The following is a 15,176-nucleotide window of genomic DNA, read 5'->3' on the forward strand; positions in this document are numbered from 1 at the left end:
TCACTCTACTGGCCGCCCGGAGGCGACAACCCGCCGAACGAATGCCTCCCAGTTGTCGCCGATCCGACATCGGTCATAGCCGAGGACATGCATTTGATGCATCACCAAGGCGGCGCCGAGCAGACCGAGCAGACCATCGGCGACCAGCACGACGTCGCCGTCGATCCGCGCCTGCCGCAGCAGCATCGTCACGTGCGCGCGGAGCAGTCCGTAGGGTGGGCTGGTATAGCGGTCGCTCGCCTCGCCGATTTCCGCGGCCCGATGCAGTTCGCCCGCGACCTCGATATCGAGTAGCCGGGCCCGGCCGAAGGCGACCAGTCGCTCCACCGCGGGCCCGCCCGGCCCCAGCGGTGGCGGCCCGAACATGAACTCTCCCTGGAACTTTCGCTCGGCGTGGTCCAAGAGCGCGCGCAGCAGCCCGGACCTGCTGCCGAACCGTCGGAAGACGGTGCCCTTGCCGACCCCGGCCCGCTTGGCGAGCGCGTCCATCGTCAGGCTGTCCACCCCTTGTTCGCGCACGATTTCCTGTGCCGCGTCCAGGAGAAGCTGGCGGTTGCGCGCGGCATCGGCGCGTTCATGATTTCCGGGCAGGGGCGCGCCGACGCCGAGCAGTGGCCGCTCGGGCATCATTCCGTCCGGCATGGATGTGCTGTAGCTCACAGGTCTCTCGCGGTTCTTCCGGGAATGGAATCGGACCATGGTCCGGTTAGTGTAGGCGGAAGTTGGGCATCACATCCAGTACATCAGGAGTCGTAATGAGTCAGACCCGGATCCTTGCTCTTGTCGGCAGCCTTCGCGCCGCATCGATCAACCGCGGGCTCGCCGAGGCCGCGGCGCAGACCGCGCCGGAGGGTGTCGAGATCACCATCTATGAGGGTCTCGCCGATATCCCGTTCTACAACGAGGATCTCGACGTGCCCGGCTCCGTACCCGCTGCCGCGCAGGCGCTGCGTGACGCGGTCGCCGCATCCGACGGCCTGCTCTTCGTGACACCTGAATACAACGGCACCAGCCCCGCCGTCCTGAATAATGCCATCGACTGGGCTTCGCGCCCGTATGGCACCGGTGCGCTGAAGGATCGACCGGTCGCGGTGGTCAGCGGTTCGGTCAGTCCGAATGCGGCCAAGTGGGCGCACGGCGATGTGGTCAAGGCGCTCGGCGTCGCGGGTGCCCGCGTGGTCGAGAACGCCCACCTGCACTTCGCCGGATTCGGCGAGCGGTTCGCCGAGTCGCATCCGCGCGAGGATGCCGAGGCGTTGACTCAGCTCGGCGCGACCGTGCGCGAACTGGTCCAGGCGACCGGCGAACTGGTGTCCGCCTAAGCGTCGTCGGGTTCCGCCAGCAGGGCCGCCCCCAGCTCCATCCGTGGAGTTCCGGGGGCGGCCTTTTTGCTCGCCGAGGGAGGTTTGCTGGAAGGGCGCCAAGGTGCGAAATTGTGATCTGTGCCACTGTTGCGTCGGGTTGCGAATTGAGCGTCCAGGGACTTACCGCTTGGGAATTTCATCTTTGTGACTCGCAACATGTCGTGTTGTATGAATCTGTCGGCCACTAGGTGTAGTGTCTTCGGTACTGGAAGACGGGATGAGACCAGCTTCGGTCGCAGGCGGCTGAGCAGCGGTTCCGACGGATCCAGGAGTTTGCGCAGCGTACGTCGGATCAAGCGCCGCTAGCGACTGCGTACAGGTCGCTCGAACGATCAGCATATGGATCACAGGCTATGGATCAGGCATAGGAGAGAGGGACATCAATGACCATCACCGTGTACACCAAGCCCGCTTGCGTCCAGTGCAATGCCACCTACAAGGCGCTCGACAAGGCCGGGGTGGAGTACGAAGTCATCGACATCTCCGAGAACGACGATGCGCGTGATTACGTCATGGCGCTGGGGTACCTGCAGGCGCCGGTCGTCGTCGCCGGTGAAGACCACTGGTCCGGCTTCCGGCCCGACCGCATCAAGTCGCTGGCGACCGTGGCGGCCTGATCGCATCCAGCTTTCCGGTGTATCCGATGGAAGGGGGAGGAGGTAGCCATGTCTACAGAGACAGCGCTGGTCTACTTCTCCAGCGCCTCGGAGAATACGCACCGCTTTGTCGAGAAGTTGGGTCTCCCGGCGACTCGCATACCACTGCACACCGCTGACTCACTGCGCGTAGACGAACCATACGTGTTGATCGTCCCCACCTACGGGGGCGGTCGGCACGTACTGGGGGGAAATAGATCCGATAAGGATTTTGTGCCGCGGCAGGTCGCCAAGTTCCTCAACGATCCGCATAATCGCGCGCTGCTGCGCGGTGTCGTGGCGGCGGGAAACACGAACTTCGGCGATACGTATTGCTATGCGGGCGAGGTGATCTCGCGTAAGTGCGGGGTGCCCTACCTGTATCGCTTCGAACTCATGGGAACCGCTGAGGACGTCGAGCGCGTCCGCGAGGGATTGGGATTGTTTTGGCAACAGCAACGACAGCACCGACCGGAAAAACGGCTCGCTTAGAGCAGGCCCCGGTCCGTACCGCCGATACCGGCGAGGCCATGGACTACCACGCCCTCAACGCGATGCTGAATCTGTACGGAGCTGACGGCAAGATCCAGTTCGACAAGGACCGCGAGGCCGCGCACCAGTACTTCCTGCAGCACGTCAACCAGAACACCGTCTTCTTCCACAATCTCGACGAGAAGCTGGACTACCTGGTCGAGGAGAACTATTACGAGGCAGAGGTGCTCGAGCAGTACAGCCGCCCGTTCATCAAGACGCTGTTCCAACAGGCCTACGCCAAGAAGTTCCGATTCCCAACTTTCCTCGGCGCGTTCAAGTACTACACCTCTTACACGCTCAAGACCTTCGATGGTAAGCGCTACCTGGAGCGGTTCGAGGACAGGGTCTGCATGGTGGCGCTGACGCTGGCAGCCGGTGACGAGGTGCTCGCGAGCAAGCTGGTCGACGAGATCATCGACGGCCGTTTCCAACCCGCCACCCCGACCTTCCTCAACTCGGGTAAGAAGCAGCGCGGCGAGCCGGTCAGCTGTTTTCTCCTTCGCATCGAGGACAACATGGAGTCCATCGGGCGCTCGATCAACTCGGCGCTGCAGCTGTCCAAGCGCGGCGGCGGAGTTGCCCTTCTGCTCACCAATATTCGTGAACACGGTGCGCCGATCAAGAAGATCGAGAACCAGAGCTCGGGTGTCATCCCGATCATGAAGCTGCTCGAGGATTCGTTCTCCTACGCCAACCAGCTCGGCGCGCGGCAGGGCGCGGGCGCTGTGTATCTGCACGCGCACCACCCGGATATCTACCGGTTCCTGGATACCAAGCGGGAGAACGCGGACGAGAAGATCCGCATCAAGACGCTGTCTCTGGGCGTGGTGATCCCGGACATCACCTTCGAACTGGCGAAGAAGAACGAGGATATGTACCTCTTCTCGCCCTACGACGTGGAGCGCATCTACGGCGTGCCGTTCGCCGATATCAGTGTCACCGAGAAGTACTACGAGATGGTCGACGACAAGCGCATCCGCAAGTCGAAGATCAAGGCGCGCGAGTTCTTCCAGACCATTGCCGAGCTGCAGTTCGAATCCGGTTATCCGTACATCATGTTCGAGGACACGGTGAATCGGGCCAATCCGATCGCGGGCAAGATCACGCACTCGAATCTGTGCTCGGAGATCCTGCAGGTGTCGACGCCGTCGCGGTTCAACGACGATCTGTCCTATGCTGAGGTGGGCAAGGACATTTCGTGCAACCTCGGGTCGTTGAATATCGCCAAGACGATGGATTCACCCGACTTCGCGCGGACCATCGAGGTGGCGATCCGGGCGCTGACCGCGGTATCGGATCAGACGCATATCTACTCGGTACCCTCGATCGAGCAGGGCAACAACCAATCGCACGCGATCGGCCTCGGGCAGATGAATCTGCACGGGTACCTGGCTCGGGAACGCGTGCACTACGGGTCCGAAGAGGGTATCGACTTCACCGATATCTACTTCTATACCGTGGTGTACCACGCGATTCGGGCCTCGAATCTGATCGCGAAGGAGCGCGGCACCTACTTCGGCGGCTTCCCCGAATCCAAGTACGCCTCCGGTGAGTACTTCGACAAGTACACCGATCAGGTCTGGGAGCCGAAGACCGAACGGGTCGCGCAACTGTTCGCCGATGCGGGCGTGCACATTCCGACCCAGGACGATTGGCGTGAGCTGAAGGCCTCGGTCATGGAGCACGGCATCTACAACCAGAACCTGCAGGCCGTGCCGCCGACCGGCTCGATCTCCTATATCAACCATTCCACCAGTTCGATCCATCCGGTGGCGTCGAAGATCGAGATCCGCAAGGAAGGCAAGATCGGCCGCGTCTACTACCCGGCCCCCTACCTCACCAACGACAACCTCGAATTCTACGAGGACGCCTACGAAATCGGCTACGAGAAGATCATCGACACCTACGCCGCCGCCACCCAGCACGTGGACCAGGGCCTGTCGCTGACCCTCTTCTTCAAGGACACCGCCACCACCCGCGACCTCAACCGCGCTCAGATCTACGCCTGGCGCAAGGGCATCAAAACCCTTTATTACATCCGTCTGCGCCAAATGGCTTTGGAGGGAACCGAAGTCGAGGGCTGCGTGTCCTGCATGCTGTAGTCGCTGCCAGCCGTATGGTGCCCGAAAGCGGCGCACGCCGTTGGGCGAGCGCCGCTTCAGCCGATGGTGTCAGCGCAGAGCTGGGGCTATCTCGCGTTCGAACAGCTCGATTCCGCTGGTGTCATAGGCGGATTCGGGGAAGTTGAAGATGGCGTAGCCGAGTCCCAGGTCGCCGACGGCGGACAATCGCTCGGCGATCTGTTCCGGCGTGCCGACCGCGGCGGAGGGGCGGAGCATGCCGTCCACGAAAGATTTGGCCTCGGCTTCGCTGATTACGGTCGCCAAGCGGGCCTGCAGGGCCGAAAGGCGTTGTTCGACTTCGGCTTCGGTGGATCCGATGACGGCGTTGAAATTCGAGGAGCGCACGATGGCGTCGAAATCGGTGCCGACATCGGCGCAGTGCGCGCGCAGGATTTCGGACTTGTGGGTGAATTCCTCGGGCGCGCCGCTGAAGTTGGTGTATTGGGCGTACTTTGCCGCGATACGCAGCGTCTTCTTCTCGCCGCCGCCCGCGACCCAGATCGGAATACCGCCCTCCTGCAATGGAAGTGGCCGCACGATCGCACCGTCGACTTGGTAGTGCTTACCGTCCAATGTGGCCTGGCCCGCGGTCCAGGCCTGGCGGAAGATCTGCACGCCCTCGTCGAGCCGCCCGAGCCGCTCACCCGGCGACGGGAATCCGTAACCGTAAGCGCGCCACTCATGTTCGTACCAGCCGCCGCCGATGCCCATCTCGACTCGGCCGCCGGAAATCAGATCGGTCGTCGCGGCGACCTTGGCCAGATAGACCGGGTTGCGGTAGCTGATCGCGGTACACATCTGACCCAGCCGAATTCGCGATGTGGTGGCCGCGAATGCCGACATCAGTGTCCACGCCTCATGTGTCGCCTCCTCGGTCGGTACCGGCACCGTGTGGAAGTGGTCGTAGACCCAGAGCGACTCCCAGGTATCCGCGGCATCCGCCCGCTGGGCGAGATCGCGCATCACCCCCCACTGCGCCGCCGGGTCGATATCGACCAAATCCAGCCGCCACCCCTGCGGAATGAAGATGCCAAAGCGCACAGATCTCTCCTTACATGTGTGTACACCGAACCTAGGCGATGGCAGCCTGCGCCGTCGGCGGGGTGGGTGAGTCTCAGCCGCAACGATCTTCGCAGGCCTTCCGTGATCGGCGCAGAGTTCGGCTCGGCCTGCGTCGAATCATTTGCCGCCGGGGAAACCCGCTGGCGGGCAGGCGCGGTCCGGGGCATGCTGAAGTTCGATGAACAGAGATGGACAACATCGACTCGGCATCGACTTCGGCCGGGTCATTCAGGGGGCGGCCTTCGCGGCGGGTGCCGCGGATACCGTATTTCTGTCCGGGGGAATCGAGCAGGCGCTGGCATCACCGCCGAGTGCCGAGGAGTTCGAAGCCTGGACCGATGTCGAGGTCGCCGTCGGGGCGACCTTGACACCAGGACACCGGATGTAGGTCGGCTCGTAGCCGAGCGAGATATCGTCGATCTCACCGTGGTTCGAGTGTGAATACCCGCGTCAGCGCATGTATTCTTCAACCGGAAGCTGTGCGGTCCGCCCGATCGGGCGGCGCATTCGATAATTCCGCAGTGGTGGCGGCCCTGTGGCGGCATTGAGGAGGTGGGGTTGCGATGCGCAGCGAACCTCCCAGTCGAAGGCCGCGCGGCGCTGCCCCTTCGTAAGCCGTCTTGAAGTAGTCGGTCCCGGGGTTGGCGCCCGCGGTGTGACTTCGTTTTTCGATTCACTCGCTTACTTGCCGTGCGCTGAGGACCTCCCATGTCACAGACCCATCTCGCCGAAGCACGTCCGACGCTGTCCGCATCCCTACAGGACATCGTGGACACCCACCGTGTCGACGCCGCACTCGACTGGCTCGACAACCAGCAGCCGCATGTCATAGCGGACGAACTCGCGCGCATGGACGCCGTCCAAGCGGGCGTCGCCTTCCGTCTGCTCGACAAGGATCTCGCGCTCGCGGTTTTCGAGGAGCTCGAACCCGTTGACCAGCAACAGATTCTGGAGGGTCTGCGCGATCAGAGCTTCCGTGATCTGGTCGAGGCCATGGATCCCGACGACCGCGCCAGGATGCTGCGCGAGGCGCCGGCCAAGGTCGCCAAGAAGGTGCTGGCCGGACTGAGCGCTCGCGAGCGCCGGATGACCGCCGCACTGCTCGGCTATCCGGAGGGCTCGGTCGGGCTGTACATGACGCCGGAAGTCGTTGCGCTGCCGCGCAATCTGAGCGTGCCCGACGCACTGCAGACGGTACGGATCAAAGGGAGCAATGCCGAAACGGTATACACGCTGCCCGTTGTCGACTCCGGTCGCCGCCTGACGGGCATTGTCGAACTGCGCGCGTTGGTACTGAGCCCTCCCGACACCATGGTGTCGGATCTGGTCGTCACCGAACCGACATTCGTGCGCGCCACCGACTCCGCCGAGGATGCGGCGCGGCTGATGCGCGAAACCAATGTCATCAATCTGCCGGTCGTCGACAGCGAGGACCGGCTGGTCGGCCTGCTCACCATCGATGACGCCGTCGAGGTCATCGAGGCTGCCGACAGTGAGGACGTCGCCAAGCAGGCGGGTTCGGCACCGTGGGAGGGCCACTACATGGCGGCCAAGGTGTTCCAGCTGGCCCGTTACCGTGCGCTGTGGTTGCTGCTGTTGCTGTTCGCCGCCACCCTGACGGTCAGTGTCACCGATTTCTTCGAGGGCACCCTGCAGCAGGCGGCGCATCTGGCGCTGTTCATTCCGCTGCTCATCGGCGCGGGCGGGAATGCGGGTGCCCAGGCAGCGACCGCATGTGTGCGCGCACTCGCCGTCGGCGAGGTACGCGTCTCGGACCTGTTCACGGTGATCTGGCGCGAATGCCGTGTCGGCCTGGTCCTCGGCACCATGCTGGCCGCCGCGGGCGCTGCCATCGGCGCGCTGTTCGTCGATCCGGGGACCGCCTTGGTCGTCGGCATCACCCTGGTCATCATCTGCGGCTGGGCCGCCACCATCGGTGGCACCATGCCATTGCTCGCCAAGCGATTCCGTATCGATCCAGCGGTCGTCTCGGCCCCGATGGTCACGACCCTGGTCGATGCCACCGGCCTCATCATCTACTTCACCACCGCCAAACTGGTCCTCGGCATCTGAGCCCAGCTGACTCGAACTCTTGCCAAGTTCGAGTCAGCGTGAGATCGAGGAAGTCTCAGAACTCCCAGTCTTCGTCTTCGGTATTGACGGCCTTACCGATGACATAACTGGAGCCGGAGCCGGAGAAGAAGTCGTGGTTCTCGTCGGCATTCGGGGACAGTGCCGAAAGGATGGCGGGGTTGACTTCGGTTTCGTCCTTGGGGAACAGGCCCTCGTAGCCGAGGTTCATCAGCGCCTTGTTGGCGTTGTAGCGCAGGAACTTCTTGACGTCCTCGGTGAGGCCGACCTCGTCGTAGAGATCCTGGGTGTATTCGACCTCGTTGTCATATAGCTCGAACAGCAGTTCGAAGGCGTAGTTCTTGAGGTCGTCGCGCTCGGCCTGACCGAGCAGTTCCAGGCCCTTCTGGTACTTGTAGCCGATGTAGTAGCCGTGCACCGCCTCATCGCGGATGATCAGGCGGATCAGGTCGGCGGTGTTGGTTAGCTTGGCCCGCGAAGACCAGTACATCGGCAGGTAGAAGCCGGAGTAGAACAGGAAGCTCTCCAGCAGGGTGGAGGCCACCTTGCGCTGGAGCGGATCGTCGCCACGGTAATACTCCAGTACGATCTCGGCCTTGCGCTGCAGGTTTCGGTTCTCCTCCGACCAGCGGAACGCGTCATCGATCTCGCGGGTGGAGCACAGCGTAGAGAAGATCGAACTGTAGCTCTTGGCGTGTACCGACTCCATGAAAGCGATATTGGTGAGCACCGCCTCCTCGTGCGGCGTCGCGGCGTCCGGGATCAGGCTCACCGCGCCGACCGTGCCCTGGATCGTGTCCAGCAGCGTCAGGCCGGTGAACACCCGCATGGTCAATTGCTTTTCATCGGCGGTGAGGGTGTTCCACGACGGGATGTCGTTGGACACCGGCACCTTCTCGGGCAGCCAGAAGTTGCCGGTCAGACGATCCCAGACCTCGGCATCCTTCTCGTCGGGCACCCGATTCCAGTTGATCGCCGAGACCCGATCGATCGCCTTAGTTGCACGCGGCTCAGGAGACATGGTTCCGCCTTTCCATCACGATTGACGAGACCCGATCGATCAGTTTCATCCTGCCTCCACACCCTTCCCGAGCACGCTGCCGTGGCGGAATTGCTTCACCCAGAACACTACTCCTTGGGGGCGACAACTCCATGCAGCACAACACCTTGTGTCACAGCGGTGTATTTCGTGATGGCGCAGGTGCGCCGGTGACCACCGCGTGCGGCACCCATTGTGCGGCACGCGCCGCGAAATCCGTGCATCGATGCCGCCGCTGCCATCGCGGTCGCCCGCAGTTTGCGAGCCGGCCGGTCGCGGGCCCGGTGCGTGGTTCAGGTGTCGGCACCGAGATAGCTGCAATCGCTCGGCGGCAACCGATGGTGCGCCGGGCCCGGTCGGCTGCACCGAAGTGGGCGCAGTGTCACATTTTCACTCGCGGATACCGGAGCCCGCAGTAGCATCGGTCCGAGTGTGTGGCGGCGACCGAGGGGATCCCGATGTCGGCACCAACCGATCCGGATATGTCCGACCTGCTCGGCCGGCTCTCGCGGGTGCCGAGTGGCCGTCGCAGCAAATGGGCGGTGCTCGGCGTCTGGATCATCGCGCTGTTGGCACTCGGCGCCTTCGCCGGAAAGCTCACCGGCGCACAGAAGAACGACAACCTCACCTGGCTGCCGGACAGTGCCGAATCCACGCAGGCCTTCAAGCTGGCCGAGAAATTCGGCAATAGCGACCAGGTTCCGGTGGTGCTGGTGTACGAGCGCCGCGACGGGATCACCGAGGCCGATCGGCTCGCGGTCGGGGCCGATGCCAGTCGGTTCCGGCAGGTCGAACATGTGGTGTCCGACAAGGTGTTCGGCCCGATTCAGTCCGGCGATGGTCAGGCCCTCGAAATTCTGGTGCCGATCTCGATGGGATCCGAGGGCTGGAACCGCCTGACGAATGTGGTCGACGCTATCGATGACGCGGCCGGGGACCGACCCGACGGATTGTCCTTCTATGCCACCGGACCAGCCGGGTACGCGGCCGAACTCGGTGCGGTGTTCAAGACCATCGACGGTCTGCTGCTCTACTCGGCCGCCGCGGTCGTCATCGTCATTCTGCTGATCACCTACGGCCCGATGCTGTGGGCGCTGCCGTTGGTCGCCGTTGCTTTCGCGCTGGTGATATCGCAGGCCGCGGTTTTCGGCGTGACCAGGATGGGCCTGACTGTCAACGCGCAGAGCCAGGCCGTCCTTACCGTCCTGGTCTTCGGTGCCGGCACCGACTATGCGCTGCTGCTGGTTGCGCGCTATCGCGAGGAACTGCGTCGCCATCCCGATAAACACGAGGCGATGGCGGTCGCGTTGCATCGCGCCGGACCGGCGGTACTGGCCAGCGGTTCCACCGTGATCGTCTCGATGTTGGCGCTGCTGGTGGCGGAGATGAATTCCACCAAGGGCACCGGGCCGGTGTGCGCCATCGGCATCACGGTGGCGCTGGCGGCAATGTTGACGCTGCTACCCGCGCTGCTCGTGATCGTCGGACGGTGGATCTTCTGGCCGCGGCATCCGAACTTCGGCACCGTCAACGAGACCGAATCCGGCATCTGGGCGCGCGTCGGCTTCGCCATTGCCCGGCGGCCGCGCACGGTCTGGATCGGCACCGCACTGGCACTGGGCGCACTCGCGCTCGGTGCCGGCGGGCTGCAAGCCGAGGGCATCGCGAATAAGGACGCGTTCGTCGGCTCATCGGCCGCGGTCACCGGAACCGAGGTGCTGCAAAGGCATTTCGAGGCGGGCACCGGTCAGCCGGTAATGATCGTCGCCGCATCCGCACGCGTCGACGCGGTCGCCACCGCCCTGGGATCGACGCCCGGAATCACGGCGCCGTCGCGACCGATCGTCAAAGATGATCTGGCCTATATGGAGGGCACGCTCACCGATCCGCCGGACAGTCGGGCGGCCGAGGTCACCATCGATCGGGTCCGCGCGGCAGTGCACGAGGTGGATCCATCGGCCCGGGTCGGTGGGCAGACGGCTGTTGTGCTGGACATCAAACGCGCTGTGGCACACGACAATCGGGTCATCGTGCCGGTGGTGCTCGCCATTGTGATGGTGATCCTGACGGTGCTGCTGCGCGCGGTGGTCGCGCCGCTTCTGCTCACGGCGACGGTGGTGCTGTCCTATTTCGCCGCGCTCGGGCTGAGTCGTTGGATCTTCGATCTGGCCGGTTTCAAGGGTGCCGACGCCGGACTGCCACTGCTGACCTTCGTCTTCCTGGTGGCACTGGGTATCGACTACAACATCTTCCTGATGTCGCGGGTGCGCGAGGAAACGATCAAGCATCGCACCAAGGCGGGCTCGCTCATCGGTTTGGCCGCGACGGGCGGGGTGATCACTTCGGCCGGACTCGTCCTCGCGGGCACATTCGCGGTATTCGCGACCATGCCGGTGGTGACCTTCGCCGAAATGGGAATTGTCATCGCCGTCGGCGTGCTGCTCGACACCGTGATCGTGCGTTCGATCCTGGTCACCGCTTTGACGCTGGATATCGGCGACCGGATCTGGTGGCCGAGCGCGCTGGCCCGGCCGCGGCCCGTGGCCGATCGTGAACCGGAGATCAGTCTCAGTCAGTGACCCGCCGCCGCGCTGCGGCATTTCGGGCGCGTCGAGGGTTACGTTGTGGCCGTCGATTACCACGCGTTTCGGAAGGAGTGTGTGTTATGACCAGTCTCGGCCCGACCAGGACCGGACCCGCGCTCAATGACATGACGATCTTCGCGGGCGTATTGATTCTGATCAACGGCATACTGCATCTGCTCGCCGCCATCGCCGCGATCGCGAAGCGCGACTTCTTCGTATTGACCGAAGATCAGGTCTTCCAGGTGAACGTCTCGGTGTGGGGATGGGTCCACCTGGTGATCGCGGTGCTGATCATTACCGCGGGCATCGGCATCGTGACCGGACGGACCTGGGGTTATTGGGCGGGTATCGTGATGGCCTCGATCAGCCTGATGGACAACTTCCTGTTCGCGCCGATGTATCCGTTCTGGTCGCTGGTGATCATCGCCATCGATGTGTTGATCATCTGGGCGCTGGCGCGCCAGCTCGGATCCAAAGTAGCGCAATAGATTTCGCTATGCCCCCGATCCGTTGGGTACGGGTCGGGGGCCTGGTCCTCGGCGCACTTCATTCGCGGGGGTGGTCCGCCCGGTCCACTGTGGCCAGGTGGCGTCCCGCTGTCGCTGTCGGACCGGGTGTTCTGTGACTTCTCAGCTGTGCGTGCACTGTGAGTGGTGCCGCGCCTGTCGTTTGCGTGGATTCGTCGGCTATGGCATTCTTCATCGCAGTCCGGGGGGTTCTCATCGGGGGTATCGCCCAACTCTGTTGTTTCCGTACATGATTGGGGATATCCATGAACCTGGATTTCAGTGCCGACCCGTTGTTCTCGTGGTATGTGATTCTACTGCTGGTCAGCGGAATCGCGTTGATCGCCATGAGTTACTTCAAGACGCAGAGCGCGGGTATGCGCGCATTCGACGCCATCGTCGGCGTACTGTTCTTCGGATACGGCTTCTACCTGGCCTTTGTCTTCGAAGGGGGCACCTATTTCCTGGTCTTCAAGGCATTTATCCTGCCCGTGATCCTGGTATTTCAGTTCTTCAGATCACGGTGGGCGTCGAATGACGCCAGGCGGTCGTAGCAAACAATACGTGGCACTGATCCGAATTCTCGGCGATCGCTGACAATCCGGTTGCTTCGCATATGGAGTTCACTCGGTGATGGTGGCGGTCAATTGGTCGTCGAGAACGCGTGCGATGATCGCGAGCGCTTGTGGCGAGGTCAGTTCATTGTGGGTGACGTCGATATCGTGGTTGATGACGCGGCCGGTGGCGTAGGGACGCCAACCGTCGGGGCCGACCATATCGGAGGTATCGACGGTGGCGCTGAAATAGAGCAGGTCGCCGTCGTAGACCGGACGGCGGTATCCGGTACGGGTGCGCGCGGACGCGTTGTAGGAATTGGCCATTCGCTCGATGATCTCGGCATCGATGACCTCCATTCCCAGCCGGGCCTTGATGAGGTCGGCCGCTTCCCGGGCGGTCGCCTCGGCGGGGACGTCGTCGATGCCGAAGATCGAGCCGAAGGTATTGACGAACGCGCCCGCCGAGAGCCGTTCGATGGTGTCGCCGTCGATATCGGCGTGGTCGGAGTCCAATAGCGCGACGACGCCGACGGTTTCGCCCGCCGCCTGCAGTTTCGCCGCCATCGCATGGGCGATGAGACCGCCGAAGGACCAGCCGAGCAGGTGGTACGGCCCGCTCGGTTGGACGGCGCGGATTTCGCGAATGTAGCGGTCGGCGGACTCCTCGATGGAGTGCGTCGACGGTTCGCCACCGAGATCCGGTGCTTGCAGGCCGTAGATCGGGCGGCCCGGCCGCAGCCGCTCCGCGAATCCCAGGTAGCTCCACGACATTCCGGAGGAGGAGTGGATGCAGAACAAGGCCGGATCGGTGCCGCCGAGCCGGATCGGCAGCAGCACGTCGAGGCCGAGTCCGGCTGGCGCGGTGGCGGTTTCGCGTGCGGCTGCCTGCGCCGCCAAAGCGGCAGTTTCGTCCGCGGCGGCCTGCTGCCCTGCTGGGGTCTGCGCGAAATGGGCTGCCGCGGTGAGCACATCGGACCACAGGGCCGCGAGTTCGGCGACCTCGGCGCGGTCCAGGAGTGTTTCGGGGAAGTGGAGATTCGCGTGCAACCGATCGTCGATGACGACCGCTGTCACATCGATCGCGGCTGTGACCGGGACATCGGGGTGCTCGTCGGCGTGTAGCTCACCGAATTCGTCGGTGGGCGACCAGCCGAGCCCTTCGAGTCCGGCCGGAATATCGCCGGCCGCGCGCCGACCCCAATATTCGAAGCCGATTCGGCCCGGTAGCTTGGTCGGAAGTTGTTGTGCCACAGCGTCATTGAGGTAGTGCAGGGCACCGAATCCGATGCCCTGGTCCGGCACGGCGAGCAGCTGATGTTTGACCGCGCGCATGGCCGCACCCATGGCGACGCCGCCTGCGCAGGCGTCATCGATATCGATCTCGGTCAGATCCAGCCGCACCGGATAGGTCGGGGTGATCCAGCCCAGAGTCCGACTCAGGTCAGCGCCCGCGATCGCCTGCCCCGCTCGACCATCGGCCGTCAGGCGCAGCACGGCCGTCGGTTCGTCGACATCGTGGCGTGCTCGCCAGCGATTCAGCGCCAGCGCCAGCGTGGCGAGCAAGGTATCGGTGCCGGTGCTGCGCAGTAGCCGAGGCAGGGTAGTGAGCAGCGCGTCGGTTACTTGCTCGGAGGCCTCGAGTTCGACCGTGCGCAATGTGTGCGCCTGATCGATCGCCGGATCGAGTTCGCGGGAGCCGACCAGCGGATCGGGACCGGTGAGCACGCGGCGCCAATAGTCGAGTTCGGCGATACGGCGGTCGGTATGCGCGTCATCGACGAGGGCGTACGACCACCGGCGCATAGACGTGCCGGTCTCGGCCAGTACCGGCGTATTCCCGACCGACACCTGCGCCCATGCGGAGATCAAGTCCTGCACCAGAATTCGCAACGACGGGGTGTCGATGGCGATCGCGTGCACCAACACCAGCAATCGGCCAGATCTCGTCCTGGCTCCCGCGTTGCCGACCGGGTCGAACCAGACACATTGCAGCACAATGCCATTCGATGGACGAAGCCGGTCCGCCGCGGCATCCAATTCGGCTACCGCGTATTCGCGCAGATCGAGCGAGTCGGCGGCGGCATCGAATTCGATGCGGTGGACCAGCGCGTCGACATCGACCGATCCGGGCTCGTCGACCCGTAGCTGCCACCCGTCCTCGGTCTGCCACAGCCGCGAGCGCAGCATGTCTTGCCGGTCGACCACGGCGGCAACGGTGGCGACCAGTTGGCGGCGTTCGATACCGACCGGAAGTTCCAACACCGCGGCCCGCGCGCGGCGATCGAAGTTAGCGCCGCGCTCGACCATCGCGCGGATATTCGGGGGCAGCGGCAGTTCACCGATACCACCGCCGGGCAGTTCATCGAGCGGGACGACCCCGTGGGCGGCGTCGACGGCGGCAGCCAGCGCGGCCACGGTGCGATGTTCGAAAAGCTGCAGTGGCGTGCACTGGATGCCGCGCAGCTTCGCACGGGATACCAGCTGGATCGCGAGGATGCTGTCGCCACCGAGCGCGAAGAACGAATCATCGACGCCGACCTTGTCGCGGTCGAGGAGTTCGGCGTAGATATGTGCCAGGACTGCTCGGTCGCGGTCGAGGGGGCGCGGTATTCGGTCTCCTCGACGACGAATTCGGGTTCCGGCAGGGCTTTTCGGTCGAGTTTACCGACGGCGTTGAGCG

At 63.8% G+C, this 15,176-nt stretch carries 13 protein-coding genes and 1 pseudogene; 9 read left to right on the forward strand and 5 right to left on the reverse strand.

Annotated elements, in window-relative coordinates; all coding sequences use genetic code 11:
- The gene (locus ACW2Q0_RS29535; RefSeq protein ID WP_457194220.1) at window positions 1-627 is read right to left on the reverse strand and encodes a TetR/AcrR family transcriptional regulator; all 627 of its coding nucleotides are present in this window, start codon (window positions 625-627) and stop codon (window positions 1-3) included.
- Window positions 628-755: 128 nt separating this feature from the next.
- On the opposite strand from ACW2Q0_RS29535, the gene ACW2Q0_RS29540 reads away from it, so the two are divergent.
- The 4 genes from ACW2Q0_RS29540 (at window position 756) to nrdE (ending at window position 4,635) form a co-directional block, all read left to right on the forward strand.
- A complete protein-coding gene (locus ACW2Q0_RS29540; RefSeq protein ID WP_457194204.1) occupies window positions 756-1,322 on the forward strand; it encodes an NAD(P)H-dependent oxidoreductase in 567 nt (188 codons plus the stop codon).
- A gap of 425 nt (window positions 1,323-1,747) precedes the next feature.
- Window positions 1,748-1,981, forward strand: a complete 234-nt coding sequence (gene nrdH / locus ACW2Q0_RS29545; RefSeq protein WP_457194205.1) for a glutaredoxin-like protein NrdH — start codon at window positions 1,748-1,750, stop codon at window positions 1,979-1,981.
- 48 nt (window positions 1,982-2,029) lie between these two features.
- Window positions 2,030-2,491: a class Ib ribonucleoside-diphosphate reductase assembly flavoprotein NrdI gene (gene nrdI / locus ACW2Q0_RS29550; RefSeq protein WP_457194206.1), complete on the forward strand. Its 462-nt coding sequence runs from the start codon at window positions 2,030-2,032 to the stop codon at window positions 2,489-2,491.
- 38 nt (window positions 2,492-2,529) lie between these two features.
- Window positions 2,530-4,635 carry a class 1b ribonucleoside-diphosphate reductase subunit alpha gene (gene nrdE, locus ACW2Q0_RS29555; RefSeq protein ID WP_457194221.1) on the forward strand — a complete coding sequence of 702 codons (2,106 nt, stop codon included), beginning with the start codon at window positions 2,530-2,532 and terminating at the stop codon, window positions 4,633-4,635.
- Window positions 4,636-4,704: 69 nt separating this feature from the next.
- Here nrdE and ACW2Q0_RS29560 read toward each other — a convergent pair whose 3' ends face one another.
- Window positions 4,705-5,697 carry an LLM class F420-dependent oxidoreductase gene (locus ACW2Q0_RS29560; RefSeq protein ID WP_457194207.1) on the reverse strand — a complete coding sequence of 331 codons (993 nt, stop codon included), beginning with the start codon at window positions 5,695-5,697 and terminating at the stop codon, window positions 4,705-4,707.
- A gap of 199 nt (window positions 5,698-5,896) precedes the next feature.
- Between ACW2Q0_RS29560 and ACW2Q0_RS29565 the strand changes: the two genes are divergently transcribed.
- Together ACW2Q0_RS29565 and mgtE are read left to right on the forward strand one after the other, a co-directional pair.
- A complete protein-coding gene (locus ACW2Q0_RS29565; RefSeq protein WP_457194208.1) occupies window positions 5,897-6,106 on the forward strand; it encodes a hypothetical protein in 210 nt (69 codons plus the stop codon).
- 320 nt (window positions 6,107-6,426) lie between these two features.
- A complete protein-coding gene (gene mgtE, locus ACW2Q0_RS29570) occupies window positions 6,427-7,791 on the forward strand; it encodes a magnesium transporter (protein WP_457194209.1) in 1,365 nt (454 codons plus the stop codon).
- Between the two features lie 55 nt (window positions 7,792-7,846).
- Here the strand turns inward: mgtE and nrdF are convergent, their stop codons facing one another.
- Window positions 7,847-8,830 (reverse strand): class 1b ribonucleoside-diphosphate reductase subunit beta, encoded by a 984-nt coding sequence (gene nrdF, locus ACW2Q0_RS29575; protein ID WP_457194210.1) that lies wholly within the window; start codon window positions 8,828-8,830, stop codon window positions 7,847-7,849.
- 476 nt (window positions 8,831-9,306) lie between these two features.
- Between nrdF and ACW2Q0_RS29580 the strand changes: the two genes are divergently transcribed.
- From ACW2Q0_RS29580 to ACW2Q0_RS29590, 3 genes are all read left to right on the forward strand, one after another.
- Entirely contained in the window at window positions 9,307-11,427 is a 2,121-nt protein-coding gene (locus ACW2Q0_RS29580; protein ID WP_457194211.1) for an MMPL family transporter, read from the forward strand.
- A gap of 86 nt (window positions 11,428-11,513) precedes the next feature.
- Window positions 11,514-11,921 (forward strand): DUF7144 family membrane protein, encoded by a 408-nt coding sequence (locus ACW2Q0_RS29585; protein ID WP_457194212.1) that lies wholly within the window; start codon window positions 11,514-11,516, stop codon window positions 11,919-11,921.
- A 284-nt stretch (window positions 11,922-12,205) separates the two neighbouring features.
- A complete protein-coding gene (locus tag ACW2Q0_RS29590) occupies window positions 12,206-12,493 on the forward strand; it encodes a hypothetical protein (RefSeq protein WP_457194213.1) in 288 nt (95 codons plus the stop codon).
- A 69-nt stretch (window positions 12,494-12,562) separates the two neighbouring features.
- On the opposite strand, the gene ACW2Q0_RS29595 is transcribed toward ACW2Q0_RS29590, so the two are convergent.
- Window positions 12,563-14,758: a thioesterase domain-containing protein gene (locus ACW2Q0_RS29595; RefSeq protein WP_457194214.1), complete on the reverse strand. Its 2,196-nt coding sequence runs from the start codon at window positions 14,756-14,758 to the stop codon at window positions 12,563-12,565.
- Between the two features lie 189 nt (window positions 14,759-14,947).
- Window positions 14,948-15,127: pseudogene (locus tag ACW2Q0_RS29600) on the reverse strand (phosphopantetheine-binding protein); the annotation flags it as partial.
- Window positions 15,128-15,176: the final 49 nt, after the last annotated feature.

This window comes from Nocardia citri (assembly GCF_054065835.1).

Coding starts and splice junctions, on each gene's coding strand:
- ACW2Q0_RS29535 (WP_457194220.1), bottom strand. CDS start 627: ATGCCCGAGCGGCCACTGCTCGGCGTCGGCGCGCCCCTGCCCGGAAAT.
- ACW2Q0_RS29540 (WP_457194204.1), top strand. CDS start 756: ATGAGTCAGACCCGGATCCTTGCTCTTGTCGGCAGCCTTCGCGCCGCA.
- nrdH (WP_457194205.1), top strand. CDS start 1,748: ATGACCATCACCGTGTACACCAAGCCCGCTTGCGTCCAGTGCAATGCC.
- nrdI (WP_457194206.1), top strand. CDS start 2,030: ATGTCTACAGAGACAGCGCTGGTCTACTTCTCCAGCGCCTCGGAGAAT.
- nrdE (WP_457194221.1), top strand. CDS start 2,530: ATGGACTACCACGCCCTCAACGCGATGCTGAATCTGTACGGAGCTGAC.
- ACW2Q0_RS29565 (WP_457194208.1), top strand. CDS start 5,897: ATGAACAGAGATGGACAACATCGACTCGGCATCGACTTCGGCCGGGTC.
- mgtE (WP_457194209.1), top strand. CDS start 6,427: ATGTCACAGACCCATCTCGCCGAAGCACGTCCGACGCTGTCCGCATCC.
- nrdF (WP_457194210.1), bottom strand. CDS start 8,830: ATGTCTCCTGAGCCGCGTGCAACTAAGGCGATCGATCGGGTCTCGGCG.
- ACW2Q0_RS29580 (WP_457194211.1), top strand. CDS start 9,307: ATGTCGGCACCAACCGATCCGGATATGTCCGACCTGCTCGGCCGGCTC.
- ACW2Q0_RS29585 (WP_457194212.1), top strand. CDS start 11,514: ATGACCAGTCTCGGCCCGACCAGGACCGGACCCGCGCTCAATGACATG.
- ACW2Q0_RS29590 (WP_457194213.1), top strand. CDS start 12,206: ATGAACCTGGATTTCAGTGCCGACCCGTTGTTCTCGTGGTATGTGATT.